The following is a 24,482-nucleotide window of genomic DNA, read 5'->3' as shown; positions in this document are numbered from 1 at the left end:
TGGCAGTAGCCGTAAAATTATTGCGACTGCTGCTTGCAGCTGCCACTGATAGTATCAGAATCTCAGGTTAAGCGATGCTAAAAAATTAACGGGCGCCTGTGGGAAATAATAGTTGTAGTTTACCGTTTTTCCGCCTTCTATGTCAGGATAGGTTGCACCGTCCGATTGGTATTTTTTGCTGAACACGTTATTGATCAGTAAGCCTATGCCTGCATTCTTAATGCCTTTCATCTTAAAATTATAATTCAGGCGAACATCGTTAACAAAATAAGCATCCAGCGAGCGGCTGTCGGTCGAGGTGTTATCCAGGTATTGCTTACCGACATATTTGCTGATGAATGCAATCTCTGCATTTTTTATTGGGTGATAACTGATAGTGCTCGCCCCAACCAGCCCTGGCGAGTAGGCTATATCTGATTGCCCGTACTGCCTCTCTTCCAGCAAGCCGGTATCATAATTCTGCAAATATTGGCGGAAATTTTTAACCTTATTGTCGCTTAACGAAGCGTTGGCATACCATGTTAACGGCTCTGCTATTTTAACCCATCCATTCAATTCAACACCTGCGCGGTAACTGTCTTTTATGTTGGTACGGATGGCCTCGCCTACATCATCCAGCGCGCCGGTTAATATCAACTGATTTTTATAGAGCATATAAAAGCCGTTAATGCCGGCCCCAAAGGTTGGCTGGCTGATACGGTAGCCTGCTTCAAAATCCGTTAAATGCTCGGCCTTCGGCCGGCTTAGTGGTGATGAGTTTACGAAGTCGCTCCGGTTAGGCTCGTGGTTAGCAACCGCGACCGATGCGTAAATATTACTTTGCTGGTTCAACTCATAGGTAATACCTGCTTTGGGGTTAAAAAAGTTAAGCGCCACCTGCTGCTGCACATTATTCAGGTTCTGGTCGTACCCAAGGAAGGAATAACCGATGTGCCTGTACTGCAAATCGCCGTATAAAATCAAACTTCCCAAATGATACTCAGCCCGGCTGAAAACATTGAAATCAGTCTTTTTAGCATTATTACGCGAATATTCATAATCGGGCGGAATAGTCGTGCTTTCCTGCGTCCATTCAATATTGTTATAATGATCGCCCTTGTATTCATTGTAAGCGCCACCCAAAATCAGATTGAAATTTTTAGGATGATACGTGAAATTATAAGTTGCGCCGTAAAAATAATTGCTCAGCCAAAGGCGTCGAACAAGGTCGGTTGTGGCAAGCGTATCGGCTCCTTTTATAACCGGTGTTAGCCCGTAATCTGCAACGGCGTCGCTGTTGCGGTATTCCTCGTAATAACCATATCCGCGTGTATAGTGCAGCGCCCCGCTAAATGAAAGGTTATTGCTTAACTGTTGGTTATAAAGCAGCTGGTAATAGTTTTGAGTATAATTGTCTGTTTGATTTTTATAATAAGAATTACTGCTGGCGATGTAGCCCAGTTCGTTATAGCGGCGGTCTCCGTATTTAACACTGTCTTCAGGCACGCCATCCCAGGCCTGGTGGGTTTTTTCATAGCCACTGAATACATTAAGGCGCAGCACACTTTTTTGACCGTAATATGCACCGCTTAAAAAGAAGGACTTCAGATCTGAACCCGAACGCTCAATATAGCCGTCGCTGCTTTGTTTTGATAAGCGGCCATCAAAACTGAATTTTCCGCCAAGCAGTCCGGTACCCAGGCTTATTGTATTTTTAACCGTACCATAAGAACCCGCCGAACTGTTTAACTCGGTATAAGCGGTGTCCCGGCGGGTGGTGGTTTGTATGTTGATGCTTGCCCCAAATGCACCTGCACCGTTGGTGGATGTACCCACGCCGCGCTGCACCTGGATATTATCAACCGATGAAGCCAGATCAGGCAGATCCACAAAATAAACGCCCTGGTCTTCGGCATCATTCAGCGGTATACCGTTAAGCGTTACGTTAATGCGCGTAGCATCCGAGCCACGAACACGAATGGACGTGTAACCTACCCCGGCGCCGGCATTCGAAGTGACTACAGTTGATGGCGTCTGCTCCAGCAAATATTCAAACCCGCGCCCGGAATTATTTTTGGCAATATCTTCTTTTTTTAAATTGGTGTAAGCCGTAGGCGATGTTGCAGATGCGCGGGTAGCGGTAACGGTAACTTCCTCGGTAAGCTGTGTGGCCGGCGCCAATTGAAAATCGGCAGTTACATTGGTATTTACAACAATATTTTGAGTGATGGTTTGATAGCCGATAAAGGAAATCTTTAACGTGTACGTACCGCTTTTAAGGTTATCAAAATGATACCTGCCTTCTGCATCGGCTACAGCGTTAAAAGCGGGAGTTGTTAAGGAAACTGTGGCGCCGGGCAATGCATCGGCCGTTTGTTTACCAGTAATTTTTCCCGAAACGGAGAATTGTGCCGCAGCTATGACAGGCAGCAGCAGGGCAATAAATGCCGCAAATAAATTTTTCAAAATGATGAATAAAAAATAGTAGTTAAACCATCTTCGCACCAGGGCGAATACGAAGTACACTTAACTTTTTACCTCTCCCTACGCCGGCATTACCCGGATCAGGTGTATGTGGGTGGTCATTAGTCAGTGGGCATTAGTCTGCGGGCCTCTTTCGGACTCAGGACTTTAGACTCAAGACTTAGAACTCCTCACAACGGGTTTGATCTCAGCCTGTCTTTCAGTTTGGTAAAATAACCTGCAGTTTATTTTAATAACCAAAACAAGGCACCCCTTGAGAATATGGAGGCAAATATAGTCCGAAAGTCGGAAAAGTCAGTAAAGTCGGAAAGATTTATGCATTTTTTGATTTAGATGGGCACTTTCGGACTTCCGGACTCTCCGACTTTCGGACTAAAACCCTACTTTTGCAAACTTTTATAATACATAACTATGCTACGTACACATACTTGCGGCGAATTGAACATGAGTAACCTTGGCCAAACGGTTACTTTATGTGGTTGGGTGCAAAAATCACGCGACCTGGGCGGAACGACTTTTATCGACGTTCGCGACCGTTATGGTTTAACCCAGCTGGTTTTTAATACAGACACAGATGCCAGTGTGCGTGATTTGAGCCGTAATCTCGGCCGCGAGTTCGTAATTGAAGTTACCGGCAAAGTGCTTGAACGTACCAGCAAGAACCCAAAGATGCCTACCGGCGATATCGAGATCGAGGTGTCGTCAATCAATATATTAAATGAGGCTAAAATCCCTCCATTCCTGATAGAGGACGAGACCGACGGCGGGGAAGAGCTGCGCGCCAAATACCGCTACCTGGATTTGCGCCGCAACCCTATCCGCAACAACCTGATGCTGCGCCACAAAATGGCACAGGAGACACGCCGTTATCTGGATGGGTTGAATTTTATAGAAGTTGAGACCCCGGTGCTGATTAAATCCACACCGGAAGGCGCCCGCGACTTCGTGGTGCCAAGCCGTATGAACCCGGGCGAATTCTATGCTTTGCCTCAGTCTCCGCAAACATTTAAGCAATTGCTAATGGTGAGCGGTTTCGACCGTTACTTCCAGATCGTTAAGTGTTTCCGCGATGAAGATCTGCGTGCCGACCGCCAGCCCGAATTTACCCAGATCGACTGCGAGATGGCCTTCATCACCCAGGAAGACATTGTAAATATATTCGAGGGGCTTATCCGTCACCTCTTCAAAACAGTGAAAAACTTTGAGCTGCCCGAGGTTCCGCGCATGCAATATGCCGATGCGATGCGGCTGTATGGATCAGACAAGCCGGATATCCGTTTCGGGATGCAGTTTGTTGAACTGAACGATGTGGTAAAAGGCAAAGGTTTCGGGGTGTTTGATAATGCGGAATTGGTTGTAGGCATTAACGCTAAAGGCTGCGCTGACTACACCCGCAAACAACTGGATGAACTTACCGAATGGCTGAAGCGTCCGCAGATTGGTGTTACCGGAATGATTTATTGCCGTTACAATACCGATAGCACCTTAAAATCATCGGTAGATAAGTTTTACAGCGAAGATGACCTGACTAACTGGGCAGCCGCATTCAATGCAGAGCCCGGCGACCTTATGCTGGTATTAGCAGGGCAAACAGATAAAGTGCGCAAGCAACTGAATGAGCTTCGCCTGGAAATGGGGAGTCGTTTGGGTTTGCGTGATAAAAATACTTTTGCTGCCCTTTGGGTGCTTGACTTCCCGCTGCTGGAGTGGGACGAAGAAACCGGCCGCTACCATGCCATGCACCATCCGTTTACTTCGCCAAAGCCCGAAGATATCCCTATGCTGGACACAGCGCCAGGCGAAGTTCGCGCGAACGCCTACGATATGGTTATTAATGGTACAGAAGTTGGCGGTGGTTCCATTCGTATCCACGACCGTACACTGCAGTCGCTAATGTTCAAGCACCTTGGTTTCTCGCCTGAAGAGGCTCAAAAACAGTTCGGCTTTTTGATGGATGCCTTTGAATACGGCGCGCCTCCGCATGGTGGTATTGCCTTCGGGTTTGACAGGCTGTGTTCAATATTTGCCGGCCTGGATTCGATACGCGACGTTATTGCTTTCCCTAAAAACAATTCAGGCCGCGATGTGATGATCGACACGCCATCCACCATTGCTGAAGCCCAAATGAATGAGTTAAAGATAAAAACAACAGTGAATTAGGATTTGCAGGATTTATCAGATAAGAGGATGCCCGTCGTTTGCGATGGGCATTTTTTATATACTATATTTGTTATATGGAAGCAGCAATTTTATCAGGGAAATCAAAAAAAGACATTCAGCTGTTGCTTACAATTGCTCAAAAAATGGGAATAAAAGCACAGTTTTTGAGTAAAGATGACCTGGAGGATATTAGAATTGCAAAAGCCATCATCGAAGGTAAAACAGGGGAATATATTGATACCGATGAATTTCTGAAGTCGTTGCAATGATCGTAAAAACCGCGATTATCGGATTGGTTTAGAATACGTCAATAATGAAATTATTCCTATCCGCTTTCTTCATAGGAAAGAAATATATAAAAGATGACCCTAACTTCTTAAAATTCGCACGTCCGCACAACATTTATGGGAACTTATACACTATTCCCAGCGCTAAGCCTTCCGTTCCCTGTACACGGTCCGAGGTGTTTTTATCATACAGGAAGGTGCCGTTTACGGTAAAGGCAATCAGCTTATTTACCTTGCTGGTGTACACAAGGTCCACACGGTGGCTGGTATAGTCAAGCGCTTGCTGGTAGGGTACAAACATCGCATAGCGCACATTAAGGTGCGACATTTTAGTCAGGTCTTTATCAAACACAGCCACTACCTGGAACGCCAGCTCATTATGTACGCGCTTGCCTATCGGTACGCCATAATTGGAAGGCTGGTTATGATAGATAGTGGTATCCAGCACGAATGTTTGCCGGGCGGTGCCGGTACCCAGTCGCAAGTCAAAAAATTTGCTTGGTTTAAACTCAAAACCTACCGATTCAGTTAAATATCCCGGAGACATAAAATTCGAAATCAGTTGATTGATGGGATTTCCCAGCGAATCGGCGGTATAATTAAAGCCCTTATCAAACTGCGATTCAAAAGTTAACGACCCGAAAAAGAACCATTTTTTGGATAATTGCGACGCAATTTTATTGTCCCAGAAAATACGGTCGTTGGTTTTGCGCGAACCCTGCCCCTTATTTTTTGATATACCATAGATCAGGTTCAATTCGGAAGCAAAGTTTAGCGGTGCTTTGTTGTATTCAACTTTGTAATCAAAATTACCACCTAACGCAATAGCGCTGATGCCCCCCGCGGCGTAGTTGCTGCTAAACGCCGACTGACTAAAATTTAAACCAAACAATACCGACTTATGCCAATAACTTACCTGGTAATCCAACATGGTAACCGGCAACTCTTCTCTATGTATCTGCACTTCGCGAAAACGTTGTGGCAGGGCATTTTTGCCTGGATCGATCCGATATTTGTTCAGTTGGTTGGTGTCAACTTTCAGGGAGTCGGTTTTTTGTGCCGATGCGCTGAGCGTGGCGCATAACAATAAGATGAGTAACCCGGGGACGGTTTTTAGCATAATGGTAGAACTTTAGCCATGGCCTTTGTATACGGAGAACGTTTACAACGCCTAAACAGTTAAGCGGCAAATTTATTATAATATAGTTAATTTTTAAGAGAAAAAGTAAGGAAGGGTGATGCTGAACAGATAAATTGCTATAAACCTTCACTCCGGCTTTTTTCAAAACGATTAATTTTTAAAGTGCAGATGTTCCGGGATGCATTTTCCTGACGGCGATAGCGAAGGATCCGGGTTTACAGGTACTTTACAGTTTTCGGTTGTAAACCTACATTTAATACACTAATAGTCAGATTGTTATATGGTTACAGGTGCTAAAATCTGTAAACCTTGGGATTGAAGCTTTCGTTATGTAGCTAATATTCTGACTGATAGTTCTTTGTGAATCTTTGTCAAACAAACCAGTGTCAGCTTTCCATAATTATCGGGCGATGCCCCGGGAACAGAAACTTTAAAACCTGTTTCCATATGATGATAAACGAATACAGACAGAACGCAACCGGATTTTCGTTATCTTTCCTCAACTCCTCAAAAAACTCTATCTTACACCCACAATTATAAAAGAGCGTTGTGTTAGTTAAAACCTTTGGAAGCGCCGTGTATGGTATCGAGGCTATTACGATCACCATAGAAGTAAATATCAGCGGCGGCGGCAAACCTTATTACACTATTGTAGGCCTGCCCGATAAGGCGGTGAGCGAATCCATGGAACGTATTGAGGCTGCCCTGAGCACAAACGGGTTCAGGATGCCACGGCAGAAAATAGTGGTAAACATGGCCCCTGCCGACATCCGCAAAGAAGGCTCTGCCTATGACCTTACTATCGCGACCGCTATATTAGCCAGCTCGGGACAGATTGACGGCGAGAACCTTGGCAAATACCTCATTATGGGCGAGCTATCGCTTGACGGCACGGTGCAACCCATCAAAGGAGCTTTACCGATCGCCATCCAGGCCCGAAAGGAGGGCTTTAAAGGATTTATCCTCCCCAAACAAAATGCCCGCGAAGCTGCTATTGTAAACGACCTTGAAGTATACGGCGTTGAAAGCCTAACCCAGGTATCCGGCTTTTTTGACGGCACAACCCGGATTGAACCGGAAGTAGTAAACACCCGCGAAGAGTTTTTTAAAAGCCTTACTGCTTATGACAGCGACTTTAGCGAAGTACGCGGCCAGGAAAACATTAAACGCGCATTGGAAATTGCCGCTGCGGGCGGCCATAATGTGATATTGATTGGCCCGCCGGGGGCTGGCAAAACCATGCTGGCACGACGGCTGCCATCTATATTGCCTCCGCTAAGCTTACATGAATCGTTAGAGACTACCAAAATACATTCTGTTGCAGGCAAATTGGCGGCGGCAGATGCGCTGGTTACCACGCGGCCGTTCCGGTCGCCGCACCATACCATTAGCGATGTGGCGCTGGTGGGCGGCGGCAGCAACCCGCAGCCGGGCGAAATATCGCTGGCACATAACGGCGTACTTTTCCTTGACGAATTGCCCGAATTTAAACGGACGGCCCTCGAAGTGATGCGCCAGCCGCTGGAAGAGCGGCGGGTAACCATATCGCGCGCAAAGTTTACCATCGACTACCCGAGCTCGTTTATGCTGGTAGCGAGTATGAACCCATGCCCCTGCGGTTACTTTAACCATCCCGAAAAGGAATGCGTGTGCCCGCCCGGCATTGTACAAAAATATCTAAGCAAAATATCCGGCCCGCTGCTGGATCGCATCGACCTGCATGTAGAAGTTACCCCTGTGAATTTTAACGAGCTTGCAAGCGACCGCCTGGCGGAAAAAAGCGAGTTTATCCGCGACCGCGTAATCAAAGCCCGCGACATACAATCACACCGTTTTGGCAATAAGCCCGATCTGCATGCTAATGCGCAGATGAGCCCGCAAATGGTGCGCGATATCTGCAAAATAAGCGAAGCCGGGCAGAATCTGCTAAAAAAGGCAATGGAAAAGCTGGGACTGTCAGCCCGTGCTTATGACAGGATATTAAAAGTATCACGCACCATAGCGGATTTAGCAGGCAGCGAAGAGATCGAGCTGGAGCATCTGGCCGAAGCTATACATTTCAGAAGCCTGGACAGGGAGGGGTGGGCTGGATAATATACCGCTATAAAGCAGCACATTCATGAAAACATTGAAGATCATATCCCCCTTTTATTTACTGGTTTTAATAACTTTTTCTGCCGCTGCGCAGCCTAAAATAAATGGTTTCCGGCTATTGAAATCAACCGTCAGTGAATATGAAAAGGCGGAATGGAACATCACCGTAAACGCCTCTTATACCAACCCATACGATCAAAAAGATATCAAGCTCGACATGGTATTGATTTCGCCTTCCGGTAAGCCTGTAGCGCTGCCTTGTTATTATGAAAGCGGGAACGCAGGCGCATCAACATGGAAGGCAAGATTCGCGCCTCAGGAAACGGGGAAGTATAGTTATACCTTCCATCTTCAAAATAAAGACGGTTCAGATGAATCAAAGTCTGCATCTTTTATAGTAGCGGCAACACAGAAGCCCGGCTTTCTGCACAAAAACACTTTGTGGACATTCAAATTTGACAACGGGCAATTATTTCGTGGCATAGGGGAAAATGTGGGGTGGGAGTCGCGCTCATTTGAAAATCCAAAATGGACCTATGATTATTTGTTACCGACCCTGGCAAAAAACGGCGCCAATTTTTTCCGTACATGGATGTGTTACTGGAACATACCACTCGAATGGCAAAAGGTGAGCTCAACCAAACGCTACAGCAACACCACTGAATACTTTAACCCGGGCGCTATTCAACGCATGGACGAACTGGTAAAGCTCACCGATTCGCTGCATTTATATTTTATGCTTACGATGGACTGGCATGGTCACCTGATGGAGGACGGCGGATGGAAGAACAGCCCATATAATGTTTTAAATGGCGGTCCGGCCAAAACCCCGGCAGAATTCTTTACGCTGCGCAGCGCTCGCGACAGGTATAAAAACAAGCTTCGTTATGTAGTGGCCCGCTGGGGATACAGTACCAGCATTGCGGCGTTTGAATTTTTTAACGAGGTAGATAATGCTGCATTTAACAGCGCTGACAGTATATTAATTCCCCATGCGGCAATTACCCAGTGGCACGACGAAATGAGCCGCTACCTTAAAGATATCGACCCTTATCATCACCTGGTTACTACCAGTGTATCCCACCGGGATATTATGGGTATGAATTCCATCGCTTATATCGATTTTAACCAGAAACATATTTACAAGCACACCGAAAAAATACCGGCTATTTATCCCGACTACATTCAAACTTTCGGAAAACCATACGTGGTTGGCGAGTTTGGGTATCGCTGGGAAGATGATAATCCAAAATACGGCGAGAGCTTTGATTTTGATTACAAGCGCGGACTATGGTACGGCCTGTTCAGCCAAACGCCTATCCTGCCGATGACCTGGTGGTGGGAGCTTTTTGACACCCGCAATATGACGCCTTATTTTAATGGCGTCCGGCAGGTAAGTGATGAGATGCTGAAAGCTGGAAATGGTAATTTTGAACAGTTTTCCGTAAGCTCCGGCAGGATAGAAAGCTATGGTGTCAGGTGCGGGAATAAATATTTTATCTACATGCTGAATAATACAGGCGAGAAAATAACTACGCCAATATCATTCAGCGTTGAAGGTAAAACTGCAACCGTGGAATCTTTCGACCCCGAGACAAGGCAGCGAAAACAAGCTAATCGATTTGAGGTTAGTAAAGGACAGTTGACAATAAATGCGGTTGCCCTCGAAGCGAAAACAGAAACGGTATTTGTAATAACTCAGAAGTGATCTTAATATTTACGAAGTTTTAAAGCTTAGTAGCCTGCAGAAAGACCAAGCTATTTTTTACACTTCCGTTAACACTGTAAACTGAAAGTCCAGTGGCTCGAACGCCCGAACCAACTCCTCTATAAAGCTCTGCCCCCACTTTACGTAGAACAAGCCGAAGTTTTCGGTACGTTCCTGCAGGCTATCTTTCGGGAAAATATCTTCTTTGATGTGTTCAATCTGTTCGAGCCGGGTCTGATAATTGCGCCGCTCTGCTTTAACCAGTTTCTTCTCCAGGTTATCCATAGCATGCTTCAAGCGCGCTTTTACGGCTTCGGTGGATGGCGCCAGCGTAGGCTCAATTTTAGCTGCACGCTGTTTCAGCTTATCAAAAACCGAGTTTAACTCGTCCCACTCGTCGCTAAGCGAAAGGTTGTGTTGGCTATGCTTTTTTATCCAGTTGTTTTTTATTTCGTCGGCGGGCTTAAAGAGCTCGGCCGGTTGCAACTCCATACGAATGATCTTCGCAGCGGTTTCTTTTTCGATTAAAAGGCCGGAGTTACGTAAAATCAAAATAGGAAAATCTACCTGGTAAAAATCAAAGTTAGATTTTAACTCCAGCCAGTAAACTACTTCGGCCCCGCCGCCAATGTAGGCGATGTTAGGTAATATGCATTCCTGGTACAATGGACGCATGACCACATTCGGACTGAAACGCTCAGGATAGGTATCAATCTCGTTACGCAGTTCTTCTTCCGAAAAGCTGATTTCGGTATTCATCACCCGGTAGCGGTCATGCTCGAAGACAAGGCGCTCGCGCAGACCGTCCATCAGGTAAAAAAAGTTTATCTCACGCGGGTTAACCTGTATATGTACGCCTAATTCGTGTAGCTTTTTATTGGTAACCTCGATGTTTTTGAAGCTGTTTTGTTCGATAATATCACGTGCGATGATGGGTGCGAATGACTGCTTGAAGCGATGGTCATCTGCGTCAATGATCACAAGCCCGTACTGCCCAAACAACGCATTCACCAAATAACGTGTAGCATCGGCCAGCTTATCAAATTTAGTATAGGCCGTCTCTACAATTTCACCCAGCTCATCGGCGTGATTATCTATGCCCAAAGCGCCTTTATATTGATTGATAGCCACACGCATGGTCTCCGGGTTAATACGGCCGGTCGCGCCGGACGCCTCGTACCACCAATGCACTTTCTTGCCGCCGATATTGGTGTAGTTTATCTCGGCAAAATCATGGTCTTCCGATGCCATCCAGTAAACGGGCACGAAATTTTTATCCGGAAATTTTTCTTTGAGCTGGCGGGCCAGCTTTATAGCGGTTACGATTTTATAAATAAAGTAAAGCGGACCTGCAAAAATGTTCAGCTGGTGGCCTGTAGTAACGGTATAAGTACTATCAAGCGCCAAGTCTTTCACAGCCTGGAGAGGTGTGGCAAAATCGGTCTTATGTCCATTTAATCTTGCATATTGTTCAAGCAATACATCCACCAAAATTTTTCTGTCGGCGACAACTTTTTTCTTGCACAGGAACTGTTCAAAGCCATCAAAATCAGGACGGTAAGTATAAAACGGGCGAAGCGCCGGGGCGTCTTCCAGATAATCGATAACAGTTGGGGAGAAAGCCCCGGTTTCTTTGTAGCTTATACAGGCTGCGTCCATGGATCTCGGATGTCGGATTTTCGATTTCGGATTTAAATCCGGGATAAAACAAAGCCGAATTTAAATTTTAAATTTCTAAAACCAACAGCCTGTGTATGAAACGGATTTATTTTACAATATGTCCATAAAGGTCAAAGTCCTCGGCGGTATCAACCTGTACGTTTACATAACCGCCGATGGTTGCATAATCTTGCGAAGCATCAATCAGCACTTCATTATCAACCTCCGGCGAATCAAATTCCGTACGGCCGACAAAATAATCTCCATCCTTTTTATCAACCAAAACTTTAAATGTCCGGCCGATTTTCTCCTGGTTTTTATCGAAGCTAATGCCCTGCTGAATCTCCATTATCGCATCGGCACGGTCCTGCTTCACTTCCTCCGGAACATCATCAACTAACGAATAGGCGTGGGTTTTTTCCTCGTGGGAATAAGTAAAACATCCCAGACGGTCGAATTTGGTTTCTTCAACCCATTCCGCCATTTCTTCAAAATCCTGCTCAGTTTCGCCGGGATAGCCGGTGATGAGCGTGGTGCGCATAGCAATACCCGGCACTTTATTGCGGATTTGGTTTACCAGGTCGATAGTTTTTTGCTTGGTGGTTCCGCGGCGCATGGATCTAAGCATGTTATCGCTAATGTGCTGCAAAGGCATATCCATGTATTTACAGATATTTTCGCGCTCGTTCATCACATCCAGGATCTCCATCGGAAAGCCGGACGGATAGGCATACTGCAAACGTATCCACTCGATGCCATTAACGTCGCTTAAGCGCCGCAATAGTTCATCCAGGTTACGTTTGCCATACAGGTCGAGGCCGTAATAGGTTAAATCCTGGGCAATAAGTATTAGTTCTTTGGCGCCGTTTTTGGCGAGGGCTTGTGCGTCTTTCACCAATTGTTCCATTGGTGTGCTCAGGTGTTTGCCCCTCATCAGCGGGATAGCGCAAAACGAGCACGGGCGGTTACAGCCTTCTGCGATCTTAAAGTAAGCGAAATGTTTAGGGGTGGTCAACAGGCGCTCGCCGATCAGCTCGTGCTTATAATTTGCTCCGACAGAGCTCAACAGGTTTTGCAGGTCATTTGTACCGAACCATGAATCTACGTTGGCAATTTCGGCTTCCAGTTCAGGCTTGTAGCGTTCAGACAGACACCCGGTAACAATTACTTTCCCCACTTTGCCCTGCTCTTTCAGTTCGCTGTATTGCAGAATAGTATCGATCGATTCCTGCTTGGCGTTATCTATAAAGCCACAAGTATTTATAACGATAATATCATCGCTGGCAACCCTTTCGGCCTCATGCACTACATCAAAGCTATTGCCTTTCAGCTGGCCCATCAGCACTTCAGAGTCGTATACGTTTTTAGAGCAGCCGAGTGTTACCACGTTTACACGGGGTTTAGTCTGTATTTCTGGCCTGCTTACTGATTTTGTTTTCATGTACTTTCACACTTTATCTTCCCGCTTTGTCATTGCGAGCGAGGAACGAGCGCGGCAACCTCGTCAATATGCATAGTCCGCAAGGCAAGGCGACGAGATTGCTTCGTTCCTCGCAATGACAAAGTTTTTTATTGTTTAAATAATGAATTCACAAACCCCTGCCTGTCAAACAGCTGCAAATCATTTACACCTTCACCAACACCAATATATTTTACCGGGATTTTAAACTGGTCGCTTATCCCTATTACCACACCGCCTTTGGCTGTACCATCCAGTTTGGTTAGTGCCAGCGCATTCACATCGGTTGCTTCGGTAAACTGCTTACACTGCTCAATGGCATTCTGACCGGTTGAGGCATCCAGTACCAGCAATATTTCGTGCGGAGCGCCAGGGACTACCTTCTGCATTACGTTTTTGATCTTGGTAAGCTCGTTCATCAGGCCTACTTTATTATGTAAACGGCCGGCTGTATCAATAATTGCCACATCGTCGCCATTGGCTACCGCAGAGCGCAGGGTATCATAGGCTACGGAGGCTGGGTCAGAACCCATAGCCTGCGCTACAACTTTTACGCCAACGCGCTCGCCCCAAAGCTGTATCTGGGCAACGGCGGCAGCGCGGAAAGTATCGGCAGCGCCTAATACTACTTTATTACCCGCTTGTTTTAATTTATTGGCCAGCTTTCCGATGGTAGTGGTTTTGCCCACACCGTTTACGCCCACCACCATAATTACATAAGGCTTATGATCGCCGTATTCGAAATTGGTGAAATCGTTACTGTTATTCTCGGCCAGGAGTTTTTGAATTTCGTCTTTAAGAAGCGAATTCAACTCCGCGGTGCTTACATATTTATCCTGGGCAACGCGGGCCTGTATACGCTCAATTATCTTCAGCGTGGTTTTAACGCCAACGTCCGAGGTTACCAGTACTTCCTCCAGGTCGTCGAGCACGTCATCATCGATGGTGGACCGGCCGGCAACGGCTTTGGTTATTTTTGAAAAAAAGTTATCCTTGGTTTTTTCGAGCCCTGTATCCAGCGCCTCCTGCTCCTGCGGGGTAGCTTCCTTTTTTTTAAAAAAATCGAATAATCCCATGTGTTTTTTAATGTACGAATGTGCGGATATGCAAATGTGCGGATTTATAAGCGCAATTGAGTTTTTTCTATGTCAATTCGCTATCCGCACAATCACGCGTCCGCACATCAAATAAAAAAAGCCTTCCCGTGTAAACAAGATGGCTTTTGTATTTTTATGCTTAAATTAACAGTTATTTTCCGTTAATCGCGTCCTTAACGTTATCGTTAGGAACGATTTGCTCTTTAAATGAGTAAGCGCCGGTACGTGGTGATTTAACCATTGTTATCACTTTCGAAAACTCTTTGCCCTTTCCGGTTTTCAGGGTTGCAACTACTTTCTTTGCCATGTCTTATTAATTAGTGAATTAGCGAGCTAGTTAATCAGTGATTTGGACAGCGTTAACTTAATCAACAAATCAACCCAATCAACAAATTACTTAATTTCTTTATGAACAGTTACTTTACGTAAAACAGGGTTGAATTTTTTCAACTCCAGTCTTTCAGTTGTGTTCTTTTTGTTCTTGGTGGTAATGTAACGAGACATACCAGGCATACCGCTGGTTTTATGCTCGGTGCACTCTAAAATTACCTGAACCCTATTGCCTTTCTTAGCCATCTTTTTATTTATTGAATTAGAGAATTAGCGAACTAGCGATCCGGCTTTGTGGATCCAACCACTCACCCAATCAGCTTAATTAGCTATCTGCTAAATATAACCCTTTTTAACGTATTTATTGATGCAGGCAGTTATACCATTTTTGCTGATGGTTTTAACAGCCGAAGTAGAAACCTTTAAGGTAATCCATTTATCTTCTTCAGGAATGTAAAACTTCTTAAGTTTTAGGTTTGGATGAAATCTGCGTTTAGTTTTAACGTTTGAGTTTGAAACGTTATTGCCAACTAAAGATCCTTTTCCTGTTAGATCACAAATTCTTGACATGACAAATCTTTTTAATTCTCCCCTTTTGTAAAGAGTTTGCAAATATCAGGATTTAAAGTGAAATAGGCAATACTGTTTTAAATTATTTTTTCAAATTATTTGAAGCGATAGTTTTGAACATTAAGTGCGTTAGTAACACTATGTGATTGTCTTAGAAGCTGTCTAAAAATATAAATATACCGGTTTTAGCCCCACTCAAACCCTCCCCGGAAGGGAGGACTTAAAATATACCTAAGCTAAAGTCTCCCCAACCGGGGGAGATTTAGAAGGGGCTAATGCCCTGTAATAATTACTGGCAACCGTTTTTGGACAATTTCTTAGATGTAATCTTTTTAAAAAAATTTAAAAAGTTCCTTTTCGCTTTATACATCTCCTATAAAATTATTAATTTACACCACCAATTCCATAGACTATGAAGACCGCAATGAAAATCTCATCATTTGATGAGTACAAGCAAGTTTATCAGCAAAGTATAGAGCAGCCCGAACAATTTTGGGAAGGCATTGCCGAAAATTTTTACTGGCGCAAAAAGTGGGACAAAGTGCTGGAATGGAACTTTAAGGAACCACGCGTTAAATGGTTCCAGGGCGCAAAGCTTAACATTACTGAAAACTGTCTCGACCGTCACCTGGAAACACTCGGCGATAAGCCGGCCATTATCTGGGAGCCCAACGATCCCCAGGAAAACCACCGCATACTTACCTATAAACAACTGCACGATAAAGTTTGCCAGTTTGCAAACGTGCTTAAAAACAATGGCGCGCAAAAAGGCGACCGTATTTGTGTTTATATGCCCATGGTGCCCGAGCTGGCCATCGCTATTTTAGCCTGCGCACGTATTGGCGCTATACACTCTGTTGTTTTTGGCGGGTTTTCGGCCCAGTCCATCGCCGACAGGATAAACGATGCTTCCTGCAAACTGGTTATTACCGCGGATGGCAGCTTCCGTGGAAATAAACCCATAAAGTTAAAGGAAATTATTGACGATGCCCTGGTTCAATGCCCGTCGGTTGAGAAGGTAATTGTGCTAACCCGCAGCCGCACGCCGGTGTCAATGATAAAAGGCCGCGACCTATGGTGGGAAGATGAAATAAAAAGAGTGGAAACACAGGGTAGTGTTGACTGTCCTGCCGAAGAAATGGACGCTGAAGATATGTTGTTTATCCTTTATACTTCGGGCTCAACCGGTAAACCTAAAGGTGTGGTGCATACCTGCGGCGGTTACATGGTGTACGCGGGCTATACTTTTACTAATGTGTTCCAATACAATCCGGGTGAGGTATATTTTTGTACTGCGGACATTGGCTGGATAACCGGTCATAGCTATATTGCTTATGGCCCGCTCAGCCAGGGTGCGACGACGGTGATGTTCGAGGGGATCCCTTCATGGCCGACACCCGGTCGTTTCTGGGATATCGTTGAAAAGTATAAAGTCAATATATTATATACTGCGCCAACAGCAATCCGCTCGCTGATGAGCTTTGGCGACGAGGCATTGCAGGGTAAGGATTTTAGTTCGTTAAAAAAACTCGGCTCCGTAGGCGAGCCTATCAATGAAGAGGCATGGCACTGGTTTGACGAAAAAATTGGCCAGGGCCGCTGCCCTATTGTAGACACCTGGTGGCAAACCGAAACAGGCGGTATCATGATATCGCCGCTGGCAGGGTTAACGCCGACCAAGCCGGGCTATGCTACTTTACCTTTACCGGGAATTCAGCCCGTGCTGGTTGATGAGAACGGTAAGGAAATAGAAGGCAACGGCACAAGCGGAAACCTGTGTATTAAATTTCCATGGCCAGGCATGCTGCGCACTACATACGGCGACCATGAGCGCTGCCGCACAACCTATTTCGCTACTTACCACGACATGTACTTTACCGGCGACGGCTGTTTGCGCGATAAGGATGGCTACTACCGTATAACCGGACGTGTGGACGACGTACTGAATGTTTCAGGTCACCGGATCGGCACTGCCGAAGTAGAAAATGCTATTAATATGCACAGCAGCGTGGTTGAGTCGGCTGTGGTGGGCTATCCGCATGATATTAAAGGGCAGGGTATTTATGCCTTTGTAATCAGCCCTAATCACCATGGCGATGAAGAGCTTGCCCGCAAAGATATTATGATGACGGTACAGCGCATCATTGGCGCTATAGCTAAACCAGATAAAATACAGTTTGTAAGCGGCCTGCCCAAAACACGGTCTGGCAAAATTATGCGCCGTATATTAAGGAAGATAGCAGAGGGTGATACCAGCAATTTAGGCGATACGTCGACACTGCTCGATCCAGCGGTAGTTGACGAGATAAAGGCAGGGGCATTGTAGGATTATATTAAATCTCCAGGGTATTGCCGCTCGATTTTAACATTTGTTCAAGAACCAAATGATGTTCCGTCTGTTTAATAAACACATCTATTAAACAAAAACATCATGAGCGATTTAAAATTAAGAGGAACCTGGAACGAAGTGAAAGGAAAAGTAAAACAAGCCTACGGCGACCTCACCGACGACGACCTGGTGCGCGAGGAAGGAAAAGATGACGAATTGCTGGGCAAGCTTCAGCAAAAAACCGGCAAAGGCCGCGACGAGCTGGTAAAATGGCTTAACGATCTGTAAATTGATTTAGCCCCGGAATCCGGGGCTTTTTTGCGGCCAAACCACCCGGCCAGGCCTATGCATTTTTTCAAAGGCGCCTTAAACTCTCAGCAATATTCAAGAATATTGTTTGCCTGACAGTTAATTTTCTAAATTTGGGTTTTCACAAACCCAATTATAAATGAAGAATATCTTTTCAGTAAGTTATCGAACGCTTGCGGCGGCTTGCTTTTCGGCAATGGCTATGCAGGCCAATGCTCAAACAGCTGCCACTGTAAAGCAGATCGATAACAACAAGCACAACAGCTATTATGTATCAAACCGTGCTCCGTTAACACCACAGTATTTTATTAAACTGCCGGTTACCGCAATAAAACCAGGAGGCTGGCTAAAAAAACAACTTGAGTTGGAGCGCGACGGCCTTACCGGCAACCTCGGAGAAATCAGTGTTTGGCTTTCAAAAACCGATAATGCCTGGGTGAACAAAAGCGGTCACGGCAAATATGGCTGGGAAGAGCTGCCTTACTGGCTGAAGGGATATGGCGATATGGCCTATGTGCTTAAAGACCCGAAAATGCTAAAGGAAACTAAATTCTGGATTGATGCCGTTATCCGCAACCAGCGCGCTAATGGCGATTTCGGTCCGCTGAATGAGACCAAGCCCGGCCGCCGCGATCTGTGGGGCAATATGCCGATGCTATGGTGCCTGCAATCCTATTATGAATATTCAAACGATCCGCGCGTGCTGAAGCTGATGAGCGCTTATTTTAAATATGAAATGAGCGTGCCGGACAACCTGTTTTTAAAAGATTACTGGGAAAACAGCCGCGGTGGCGACAACCTGATCAGCGTTTACTGGCTATACAATCGTACCGGCGAAAAATGGCTGCTGGATCTGGCAACCAAAATCGACAAAAACACGGCCAACTGGCGTCAGGCTAATAACTTGCCTAATTGGCATAACGTAAATGTGGCGCAATCCTTCCGCGAACCGGCCACCTATTATATGCAAAGCAAAGTGCCGGCTGATCTGCAGGCATCTTACAATGATTTTAAGCTGATCCGTGATATTTATGGCCAGGTGCCCGGCGGCATGTTTGGAGCCGACGAAAATGCCCGTAAAGGTTATGACGACCCGCGCCAGGCTGTAGAAACCTGTGGCATGGTGGAGCAAATGACCTCCGACGAGTTTCTTATGCAGTTTACTGGCGATACTTTTTGGGCTGACAATTGCGAAGACGTTGCATTTAACACTTTCCCTGCTGCTTTTATGCCTGATTACCGCGGCCTTCGCTATTTAACAGCGCCAAACATGGTGGTAAGCGACAGCAAGAACCATGCGCCCGGCATTGATAATGATGGTCCGTTCCTGAACATGAACCCGTTCAGCAGCCGGTGCTGCCAGCATAACCACGCTGCGGGCTGGGTTTATTACTCAGAGAATAGCTGGATGGCTACACCCGATAATGGTCTTGCCGCGCTGCTTTATATTCAGGGAAAAGTTACCGCCAAAGCAGGTAACGGAACACCTGTAACAATTGAAAGCACCAGCCACTATCCATTCAATGATGAGATAGACATGAAAGTGACTACCAAAGGTGTTAACACATTCCCCATTTACCTGCGTATACCAAAATGGTGCGATGCGCCTATTTTGCAGGTGAATGGAAAAATGGTAGCCGTTGATGCCCAAAACGGCGAATACATTAAGCTGGATAACAAATGGAAAACCGGCGACAGGATCACCCTGCGCCTGCCGATGAAGATACAAACGCGCGAGTGGGACAAAAACAAAAACAGCATCAGCGTAAATTACGGCCCGCTTACGTTCTCGCTTAAAATTGATGAGAAATACGTTAAGAATACTAACAGTAAAGAAGTTGCTGTAGCCGATGCCAAATGGCAACCAACCGCCGACCCAACCAAATGGCCTACATTCGAGATATATCCTGAATCGGCATGGAACTATGGATTGTTATTTAACAAAGTAAATCCGGCGGCATCATTTACCGTTGAAAAGCGTGCATGGCCAAAGGATAATAACCCTTTCACTAACGCCAATGCGCCAATCTTGTTAATAACACACGGCAAACAAATACCTGATTGGAAGATTGATCAGTATGGCCTGTGTGGTTTACTTCCTGCAAGCCCTGTAAAAACGTCTGAGCCTGAAAAGCAGCTCACCCTTGTACCTATGGGCGGAGCAAGGTTAAGGATCTCTGCATTCCCGGTTGTAGAATAACAGCAATTAAGGAATTTGGCAATTCCCAGGGAGTTGTCAAATTCCTTAATATACTTAGTTCAGAAATTTATGAGATGTTTAAATTTATATACCGTTATTTTACCTTTCGGATATAAAGATTACCGTTCATGTTCTTCATCATCAGTTGCGGACCGCCGCCGTTTATTTTACCGTAAACCCAGTCCTCAACCTTTAAACTGTACATTTTGCCTTTCGGGGTGCTTTTGTTGGATACTGTCGGCTTATGTTCCTCGGCTACCACATCAAAATCAGTAAATATATCGCCCCTGTCTGATTTTAATTTCACATTCGCTTTCAGGCTCGGCGGGAAGGTTACATCAACATTGCCGTTAAGGGTGGTAAAGGCCATCGCAGCTTTTGGGTCGATGCTTTTAAAAGTAACTATCACGTTGCCGTTTACTGTATTTGCTACTACCGAACCCGAGATACCGGTGGCCTTTATCCCGCCATTGGTATTAGTGAGTTCTAAATCACCATTAATATTGCTTACCAAAATATCGCCATTATTTACGGTTTGAAGTTTCAGTGCCGCATCTCCCTGCGGAACTTTCAGCACCAGGTTGGTTTCCCTGCCGGCCTCTCCTTCTACAGTAACGGTATTATTGTTTTCGTTGGCTTGTATATCGGCCCTCCGGCCGGTGGAGAGGCTATGCATTCCGTCGCGGGTATGCTGATTACGTTGCCTTTCTCCCCTGTCTTTTTCTTTCGTCTCGATGATGATGTCTTTACCCTCATAACCTATTACGGTTATCGAGCCGTCTACAATTCCCACGTCCAGCTTGTAAGGCCTGCCGGGCTGGCTGAGCGGCACCACCAGCTGTTCCTTCTCAGCAGTTTGCGCATAAAGACCGTTATAAATAAGCATCGCTACTGCCAATGCCCCTATTATTTTTATAGTTTTCATGTTATGCTTTTTGTTTCTTAATATAAATATTTCCGTTTAAAGTTTCGAATTTGAATAATTTCCCGCCTGCCCCGAAGCGCACATCAGAAGCTTTGTTAAGCTTATAAGTGGTGCCGTTATTACCTTTATTAACAGTCTTGGACACTCTCGAAGGCATCACCTGCGTGTCTTCAAAATCTGTGAAGAATTGCCCGTTCATGCTTTTGAATTCCACATCTGCCGATAAGTCCGGTAAAAACGTTGCGTTTAATTCTCCGTTAAGCGTGTAATAGGACGATTCGCCCGGCGGGTTACGCAGGTAAGTAACCGTAAGCGGTCCATTTACCGTGTGCGCCCATGTGGCGCCTTTGGCATTCAATATTTCAATTCCGCCATTTACATTGTTGATCCTCAGGGAACCGTAAACATCCTTAATGGCTATATCACCATTGTTTACCGTAGTAGCGAAAAGATTAACATTGTTCGGCACTTTAACTGTATAAGCCAGCCTAATGTTATAATGGATGTCCCGGTCATCATCATCGCCATAATGTCTGTAGTACCTGTGTGGCCGGGTATCATAGGGGTAAGCCGTATAAATTGCAAGGCTATCACCTTTTTGGTCGAAGCCAAGCTTGAAATCACGCTTACCTTCTTCTAAAGCCGCCTGGTTTTCGCCGGTAATGGTTTCGTCAATTTCAATCATTACCTTATTTCCTGCATATCCTTCCACTTTGATGGGGCCGTCAAGGTTAAAAATACCAACTACGCCATTTTGCATATCAAATACCTTGCTTACATGCGTTTTATAGCTTTGGGCATTCGCCGAAAACTGGACAAGGCAGAGCCCGATTCCTGTTAAAACAGGGATAAAATTCTTTTTCATAATTGTGGTGGTGTTTAAATCAGTTGTGTTATGGTCGCTTTTATTTTGTCCCTCACGCCATTGTCAAGGTTCTTTTGTTTCAATAATTCCCTGAACGATTTTACTGACCTCTTCTCCTGCAGCTTCAGCATGACATCAGCAATGGCCGATTGCATAAGCGGCGATTCCTGCGTGGTGATGGATTGGACAAGACCGAGCCTCACTTCCGGGTGGTTGGCCAGACGCGTTAATGCGTCAAGCGTACTCAGGCGCACGTTTACATTAGGGTCATTATTTAATGTCGCCAGCAGGGCTTCTATCACTTCCTTATCAGCGTGCTTAATTTCGGCGGTGTAGCTTACGCCCCGTATACGTTCTGATGCCGAAGGGTTTTCCATCAGGGCCAGCGCCATGGTTTGTTTCAACTCGTGGACCTGGGTTGTAAGGGCCGACATCTGCTGATCTTGCCTCTTGCTTCCTTTTAAATCAAAAAACAGGTATCCGCAGCCAAAGCCTACCAAAATTATGGCGAAAGTGTAAGCCAGCGGCCATTTTTGCCGCCATTGCAACAGCCAACCCAATTGCACTTTCAACCCTGCCGATGCCTGCTTTTTACGTGTTTCCGCAGTTTTAAAATCATTAAGAATGGCCGTAAAACCGGCTTGCATCTTTGGCGACGGATCGGGCACTTCTGCTTCATCCATTAACGCCCAAAGCTGCTGCATGCCTGCCAGCTCTTCACGGCAGGCCGGGCAGCCGTCCAAATGCTGCTCCAGTTTTTCCTTCTCCGCCGGTTTTAGTTCGTTGTTTATCCAGCCGGCAAACAGTTCCTCATATTGCTCACAATTCTTCATAGCCTGCTCTTAGCGTTCCATTTTTTCATAAATACCCTTCAGTTCCTGCATTGCCCTATGCGCCCTGGTCTTAACCGCTATTTCCGAAATATCCAGTATCTGCGCTATTTCCTGGTATTTCAGTTCCTGAAACTTACTCAGCGTAAGCACTTCACGGTGGCTGTCGCTTAATCTTTCCATAGCCTGGTACAGCCGCTGTTTGGCCTGCTTTTTTTCTAACTGCTCTTGGGGCGTCAATCCGCCGGGCAGCCGTTCGGCGTGGTCGTCCGTATTTTCATGCTTCACCCGTTGCTTCAGGCTCTTGCCCTGGTCCTTCAGGGTGTTGCGCGCTATCGAGTACATCCAGTGTACAAACTCGCCGGTAGCTGTAAAGGTATCCCGGTATTTCAGCATTTTATAAAATACCTGCTGCACTAAATCCTCACTCGTTTCACGCTGATATGTCATGTGAAACAGGAAGCCATACAACGGCCGGTTGTACCGCTCAAACAGCAATCCCATTTTATCCAGGTCTCCGGCTTTCACCTTGAGCATGATTGTATTGTCGGCCAACGAGTTCAATCAGGTTCGGTATTATGTGTTATTCTTTGGGTTAAATACTCCGGCAGGAAAAAATAGTTACAGGAAATTTAAGAATTTTTATTTGAGGCTGGAAGTTTCCATTTTAGCCCACTGAAAAGATCGATGATGTTCCGGCCGGAAAAGACGCCTTTTTTGCAACACCCGAAAGTTTAGACGTGACCGAACATGACAAATTTTCGGAAGCCGCTGCCGGGATACCGGGCCGGTTGAGAGGGAAAGCATGGGATAAAAAAAGCCTTATACCTTCATTATAAAACATTGCTGAAACCGCACAGGCAGACAAAAGTTGACGAGATTTAAAAGATTAAAAGCGCGCTATTATGCTCAGGCCAGCACTGGACAACTGAAGCTCATGACTTCCTGCCGGGGGCCAGTATTTCATTGTACAATAAAAGCGACATGAAGGCCGTCAGGTTCTACGGAAACAGTTGAAGTCATAAACAGTGCCGGTCCGGTACGGTCGTATTGACTCCTGTCGGTAAAACATAAAGGCCTTCGCTTGCGCTTCAGGAATTTTAAAATTACATCCTTCGGGTTTTCAAATTCCCTTCTCAAACAACTCATCCAGCCGCTGGTGCGAATCCACCACGCCGCGTTCCATACCTGATTGTACCATGCCATCCCTGTCGGCAACAGATTGAAATACCGACTGTATGGTTACGCGCGTACGGTTGCCGGGCAGTTCTTCAAAGCGGGCAGTCTCCATCGCCACGTGCCCGGCCTCGGGCAGGCCCTCAAACTCAAACGTCTGTATAACTCGTTGCAACGGTAATACCTCGTGTATCACGCCATGAAAACCGTATTCGTTTCCGGCGGGGTCAATATGTACATAGCGATATCCGCCGCCGCTTTTCGGATCGAATTTGTCAATGCGCATTTTCAATTCGCGTGGGCCAAGCCACTGCACAATTATCTCGGGCGTGGTAAACGCCTTAAATACATTTTCGCGTGATGCGTCGAACTCGCGGGTTATAAAAAGTTCCTGTTTGCCTGGTTCGGCGGTAATGGTGGTTTGATTGTTGCTTGCCATTGCTGTAATATTTAAAGTTTAACCATTCATTTTACTCATGTCCATATAAAGCATGTTCCAGCGGTGACCGTCAGGATCAGAGAATCCGCAGCCATACATCCAGCCCTGAACTTCCGCGGGGTCCGAAAACATTTTTCCGCCGGCCGCTACCACCTTCTTCGCCATCTCGTCAACTTCTTCACGGCTTTCGGCGTCAAAAGACAGTAGCACCTCGCTGCCTTTGCTGGTATCAGATACCGGCACGCAATTGTTAACAGTGAAAACTTTCTCCTCAATAAGCATCACTACAATATTCTTGGCGCCTATTATCATTGGCGACATAGTATCATTATGCCCCGGGCTGTCAGTGTTGAATTTGAAGCCTATCCTGGTGAAAAAATTCATCGAATTTTTAAGATTCTTTACCGGTAAATTAATCCAAAGTTCTTTAGTCATAATTGT

General features: G+C 45.7%; 21 protein-coding genes. 7 read left to right on the top strand and 14 right to left on the bottom strand.

Annotated elements, in window-relative coordinates:
* Nucleotides 1-54: 54 nt before the first annotated feature.
* Nucleotides 55-2,445: a TonB-dependent receptor gene (locus tag Q3W13_RS14695; protein WP_302865006.1), complete on the bottom strand. Its 2,391-nt coding sequence runs from the start codon at nucleotides 2,443-2,445 to the stop codon at nucleotides 55-57.
* A 429-nt stretch (nucleotides 2,446-2,874) separates the two neighbouring features.
* On the opposite strand from Q3W13_RS14695, the gene aspS reads away from it, so the two are divergent.
* Nucleotides 2,875-4,623 (top strand): aspartate--tRNA ligase, encoded by a 1,749-nt coding sequence (gene aspS, locus Q3W13_RS14690; RefSeq protein WP_302865005.1) that lies wholly within the window; start codon nucleotides 2,875-2,877, stop codon nucleotides 4,621-4,623.
* 74 nt (nucleotides 4,624-4,697) lie between these two features.
* Nucleotides 4,698-4,892, top strand: a complete 195-nt coding sequence (locus Q3W13_RS14685) for a hypothetical protein (protein WP_302865003.1) — start codon at nucleotides 4,698-4,700, stop codon at nucleotides 4,890-4,892.
* Between the two features lie 133 nt (nucleotides 4,893-5,025).
* Here Q3W13_RS14685 and Q3W13_RS14680 read toward each other — a convergent pair whose 3' ends face one another.
* Entirely contained in the window at nucleotides 5,026-6,030 is a 1,005-nt protein-coding gene (locus Q3W13_RS14680; RefSeq protein WP_302865002.1) for a DUF3078 domain-containing protein, read from the bottom strand.
* Between the two features lie 570 nt (nucleotides 6,031-6,600).
* On the opposite strand from Q3W13_RS14680, the gene Q3W13_RS14675 reads away from it, so the two are divergent.
* Both Q3W13_RS14675 and Q3W13_RS14670 read left to right on the top strand, forming a co-directional pair.
* Nucleotides 6,601-8,145, top strand: a complete 1,545-nt coding sequence (locus Q3W13_RS14675; protein ID WP_302865001.1) for a YifB family Mg chelatase-like AAA ATPase — start codon at nucleotides 6,601-6,603, stop codon at nucleotides 8,143-8,145.
* 25 nt (nucleotides 8,146-8,170) lie between these two features.
* A complete protein-coding gene (locus tag Q3W13_RS14670) occupies nucleotides 8,171-9,853 on the top strand; it encodes a DUF5060 domain-containing protein (RefSeq protein WP_302865000.1) in 1,683 nt (560 codons plus the stop codon).
* Between the two features lie 57 nt (nucleotides 9,854-9,910).
* Here the strand turns inward: Q3W13_RS14670 and bshC are convergent, their stop codons facing one another.
* From bshC to rpmB, 6 genes are all read right to left on the bottom strand, one after another.
* Complete coding sequence (bshC, locus tag Q3W13_RS14665) at nucleotides 9,911-11,512, bottom strand: bacillithiol biosynthesis cysteine-adding enzyme BshC (protein ID WP_302864999.1); 1,602 nt, start codon at nucleotides 11,510-11,512, stop codon at nucleotides 9,911-9,913.
* A 106-nt stretch (nucleotides 11,513-11,618) separates the two neighbouring features.
* Nucleotides 11,619-12,953, bottom strand: a complete 1,335-nt coding sequence (gene rimO / locus Q3W13_RS14660; protein WP_302864998.1) for a 30S ribosomal protein S12 methylthiotransferase RimO — start codon at nucleotides 12,951-12,953, stop codon at nucleotides 11,619-11,621.
* A gap of 128 nt (nucleotides 12,954-13,081) precedes the next feature.
* Nucleotides 13,082-14,047 (bottom strand): signal recognition particle-docking protein FtsY, encoded by a 966-nt coding sequence (gene ftsY, locus Q3W13_RS14655; RefSeq protein WP_302864997.1) that lies wholly within the window; start codon nucleotides 14,045-14,047, stop codon nucleotides 13,082-13,084.
* A 172-nt stretch (nucleotides 14,048-14,219) separates the two neighbouring features.
* On the bottom strand, nucleotides 14,220-14,375 hold the full coding sequence (locus Q3W13_RS14650; protein ID WP_302864996.1) for a DUF4295 domain-containing protein: 156 nt from the start codon (nucleotides 14,373-14,375) through the stop codon (nucleotides 14,220-14,222).
* 86 nt (nucleotides 14,376-14,461) lie between these two features.
* The gene (rpmG, locus tag Q3W13_RS14645; protein ID WP_022830075.1) at nucleotides 14,462-14,644 is read right to left on the bottom strand and encodes a 50S ribosomal protein L33; all 183 of its coding nucleotides are present in this window, start codon (nucleotides 14,642-14,644) and stop codon (nucleotides 14,462-14,464) included.
* A 90-nt stretch (nucleotides 14,645-14,734) separates the two neighbouring features.
* A complete protein-coding gene (gene rpmB, locus Q3W13_RS14640) occupies nucleotides 14,735-14,968 on the bottom strand; it encodes a 50S ribosomal protein L28 (protein ID WP_302864976.1) in 234 nt (77 codons plus the stop codon).
* Nucleotides 14,969-15,392: 424 nt separating this feature from the next.
* On the opposite strand from rpmB, the gene acs reads away from it, so the two are divergent.
* From acs to Q3W13_RS14625, 3 genes are all read left to right on the top strand, one after another.
* The gene (gene acs, locus Q3W13_RS14635; RefSeq protein ID WP_302865057.1) at nucleotides 15,393-17,294 is read left to right on the top strand and encodes an acetate--CoA ligase; all 1,902 of its coding nucleotides are present in this window, start codon (nucleotides 15,393-15,395) and stop codon (nucleotides 17,292-17,294) included.
* 105 nt (nucleotides 17,295-17,399) lie between these two features.
* Nucleotides 17,400-17,585, top strand: coding sequence for a CsbD family protein (locus Q3W13_RS14630; RefSeq protein ID WP_302864974.1), 186 nt, complete (start codon nucleotides 17,400-17,402; stop codon nucleotides 17,583-17,585).
* Between the two features lie 160 nt (nucleotides 17,586-17,745).
* On the top strand, nucleotides 17,746-19,806 hold the full coding sequence (locus tag Q3W13_RS14625) for a beta-L-arabinofuranosidase domain-containing protein (RefSeq protein WP_302864973.1): 2,061 nt from the start codon (nucleotides 17,746-17,748) through the stop codon (nucleotides 19,804-19,806).
* A gap of 94 nt (nucleotides 19,807-19,900) precedes the next feature.
* On the opposite strand, the gene Q3W13_RS14620 is transcribed toward Q3W13_RS14625, so the two are convergent.
* The 6 genes from Q3W13_RS14620 to Q3W13_RS14595 form a co-directional block, all read right to left on the bottom strand.
* Nucleotides 19,901-20,731 carry a DUF4097 family beta strand repeat-containing protein gene (locus Q3W13_RS14620; RefSeq protein WP_302864972.1) on the bottom strand — a complete coding sequence of 277 codons (831 nt, stop codon included), beginning with the start codon at nucleotides 20,729-20,731 and terminating at the stop codon, nucleotides 19,901-19,903.
* 1 nt (nucleotide 20,732) lies between these two features.
* Nucleotides 20,733-21,596, bottom strand: a complete 864-nt coding sequence (locus tag Q3W13_RS14615; protein ID WP_302864970.1) for a hypothetical protein — start codon at nucleotides 21,594-21,596, stop codon at nucleotides 20,733-20,735.
* A 14-nt stretch (nucleotides 21,597-21,610) separates the two neighbouring features.
* Complete coding sequence (locus Q3W13_RS14610) at nucleotides 21,611-22,429, bottom strand: zf-HC2 domain-containing protein (protein ID WP_302864969.1); 819 nt, start codon at nucleotides 22,427-22,429, stop codon at nucleotides 21,611-21,613.
* A gap of 9 nt (nucleotides 22,430-22,438) precedes the next feature.
* The gene (locus Q3W13_RS14605; protein ID WP_302864968.1) at nucleotides 22,439-22,963 is read right to left on the bottom strand and encodes an RNA polymerase sigma factor; all 525 of its coding nucleotides are present in this window, start codon (nucleotides 22,961-22,963) and stop codon (nucleotides 22,439-22,441) included.
* A gap of 586 nt (nucleotides 22,964-23,549) precedes the next feature.
* The gene (locus Q3W13_RS14600; RefSeq protein ID WP_302864967.1) at nucleotides 23,550-24,041 is read right to left on the bottom strand and encodes an SRPBCC family protein; all 492 of its coding nucleotides are present in this window, start codon (nucleotides 24,039-24,041) and stop codon (nucleotides 23,550-23,552) included.
* Between the two features lie 18 nt (nucleotides 24,042-24,059).
* Nucleotides 24,060-24,476, bottom strand: a complete 417-nt coding sequence (locus tag Q3W13_RS14595; RefSeq protein WP_302864964.1) for a VOC family protein — start codon at nucleotides 24,474-24,476, stop codon at nucleotides 24,060-24,062.
* Nucleotides 24,477-24,482: the final 6 nt, after the last annotated feature.

Origin of the sequence: Mucilaginibacter sp. L3T2-6 (assembly GCF_030519355.1) — a bacterium.
Taxonomy (GTDB): Bacteria; Bacteroidota; Bacteroidia; order Sphingobacteriales; family Sphingobacteriaceae; genus Mucilaginibacter.
Note: the sequence above shows the minus strand (reverse complement) of the source record. Positions and strands in the feature narration are given on the sequence as shown.

What these genes read in the sequence shown, in the direction of transcription:
- Q3W13_RS14605 (WP_302864968.1), bottom strand. Translation starts at nt 22,963, where the DNA reads ATGCTCAAGGTGAAAGCCGGAGACCTGGATAAAATGGGATTGCTGTTT.
- rpmB (WP_302864976.1), bottom strand. Translation starts at nt 14,968, where the DNA reads ATGTCAAGAATTTGTGATCTAACAGGAAAAGGATCTTTAGTTGGCAAT.
- Q3W13_RS14630 (WP_302864974.1), top strand. Translation starts at nt 17,400, where the DNA reads ATGAGCGATTTAAAATTAAGAGGAACCTGGAACGAAGTGAAAGGAAAA.
- Q3W13_RS14600 (WP_302864967.1), bottom strand. Translation starts at nt 24,041, where the DNA reads ATGGCAAGCAACAATCAAACCACCATTACCGCCGAACCAGGCAAACAG.
- Q3W13_RS14680 (WP_302865002.1), bottom strand. Translation starts at nt 6,030, where the DNA reads ATGCTAAAAACCGTCCCCGGGTTACTCATCTTATTGTTATGCGCCACG.
- rimO (WP_302864998.1), bottom strand. Translation starts at nt 12,953, where the DNA reads ATGAAAACAAAATCAGTAAGCAGGCCAGAAATACAGACTAAACCCCGT.
- aspS (WP_302865005.1), top strand. Translation starts at nt 2,875, where the DNA reads ATGCTACGTACACATACTTGCGGCGAATTGAACATGAGTAACCTTGGC.
- ftsY (WP_302864997.1), bottom strand. Translation starts at nt 14,047, where the DNA reads ATGGGATTATTCGATTTTTTTAAAAAAAAGGAAGCTACCCCGCAGGAG.
- bshC (WP_302864999.1), bottom strand. Translation starts at nt 11,512, where the DNA reads ATGGACGCAGCCTGTATAAGCTACAAAGAAACCGGGGCTTTCTCCCCA.
- Q3W13_RS14595 (WP_302864964.1), bottom strand. Translation starts at nt 24,476, where the DNA reads ATGACTAAAGAACTTTGGATTAATTTACCGGTAAAGAATCTTAAAAAT.
- Q3W13_RS14650 (WP_302864996.1), bottom strand. Translation starts at nt 14,375, where the DNA reads ATGGCAAAGAAAGTAGTTGCAACCCTGAAAACCGGAAAGGGCAAAGAG.
- Q3W13_RS14610 (WP_302864969.1), bottom strand. Translation starts at nt 22,429, where the DNA reads ATGAAGAATTGTGAGCAATATGAGGAACTGTTTGCCGGCTGGATAAAC.
- acs (WP_302865057.1), top strand. Translation starts at nt 15,393, where the DNA reads ATGAAAATCTCATCATTTGATGAGTACAAGCAAGTTTATCAGCAAAGT.
- Q3W13_RS14670 (WP_302865000.1), top strand. Translation starts at nt 8,171, where the DNA reads ATGAAAACATTGAAGATCATATCCCCCTTTTATTTACTGGTTTTAATA.
- Q3W13_RS14685 (WP_302865003.1), top strand. Translation starts at nt 4,698, where the DNA reads ATGGAAGCAGCAATTTTATCAGGGAAATCAAAAAAAGACATTCAGCTG.
- Q3W13_RS14615 (WP_302864970.1), bottom strand. Translation starts at nt 21,596, where the DNA reads ATGAAAAAGAATTTTATCCCTGTTTTAACAGGAATCGGGCTCTGCCTT.
- Q3W13_RS14620 (WP_302864972.1), bottom strand. Translation starts at nt 20,731, where the DNA reads ATGAAAACTATAAAAATAATAGGGGCATTGGCAGTAGCGATGCTTATT.
- rpmG (WP_022830075.1), bottom strand. Translation starts at nt 14,644, where the DNA reads ATGGCTAAGAAAGGCAATAGGGTTCAGGTAATTTTAGAGTGCACCGAG.
- Q3W13_RS14625 (WP_302864973.1), top strand. Translation starts at nt 17,746, where the DNA reads ATGAAGAATATCTTTTCAGTAAGTTATCGAACGCTTGCGGCGGCTTGC.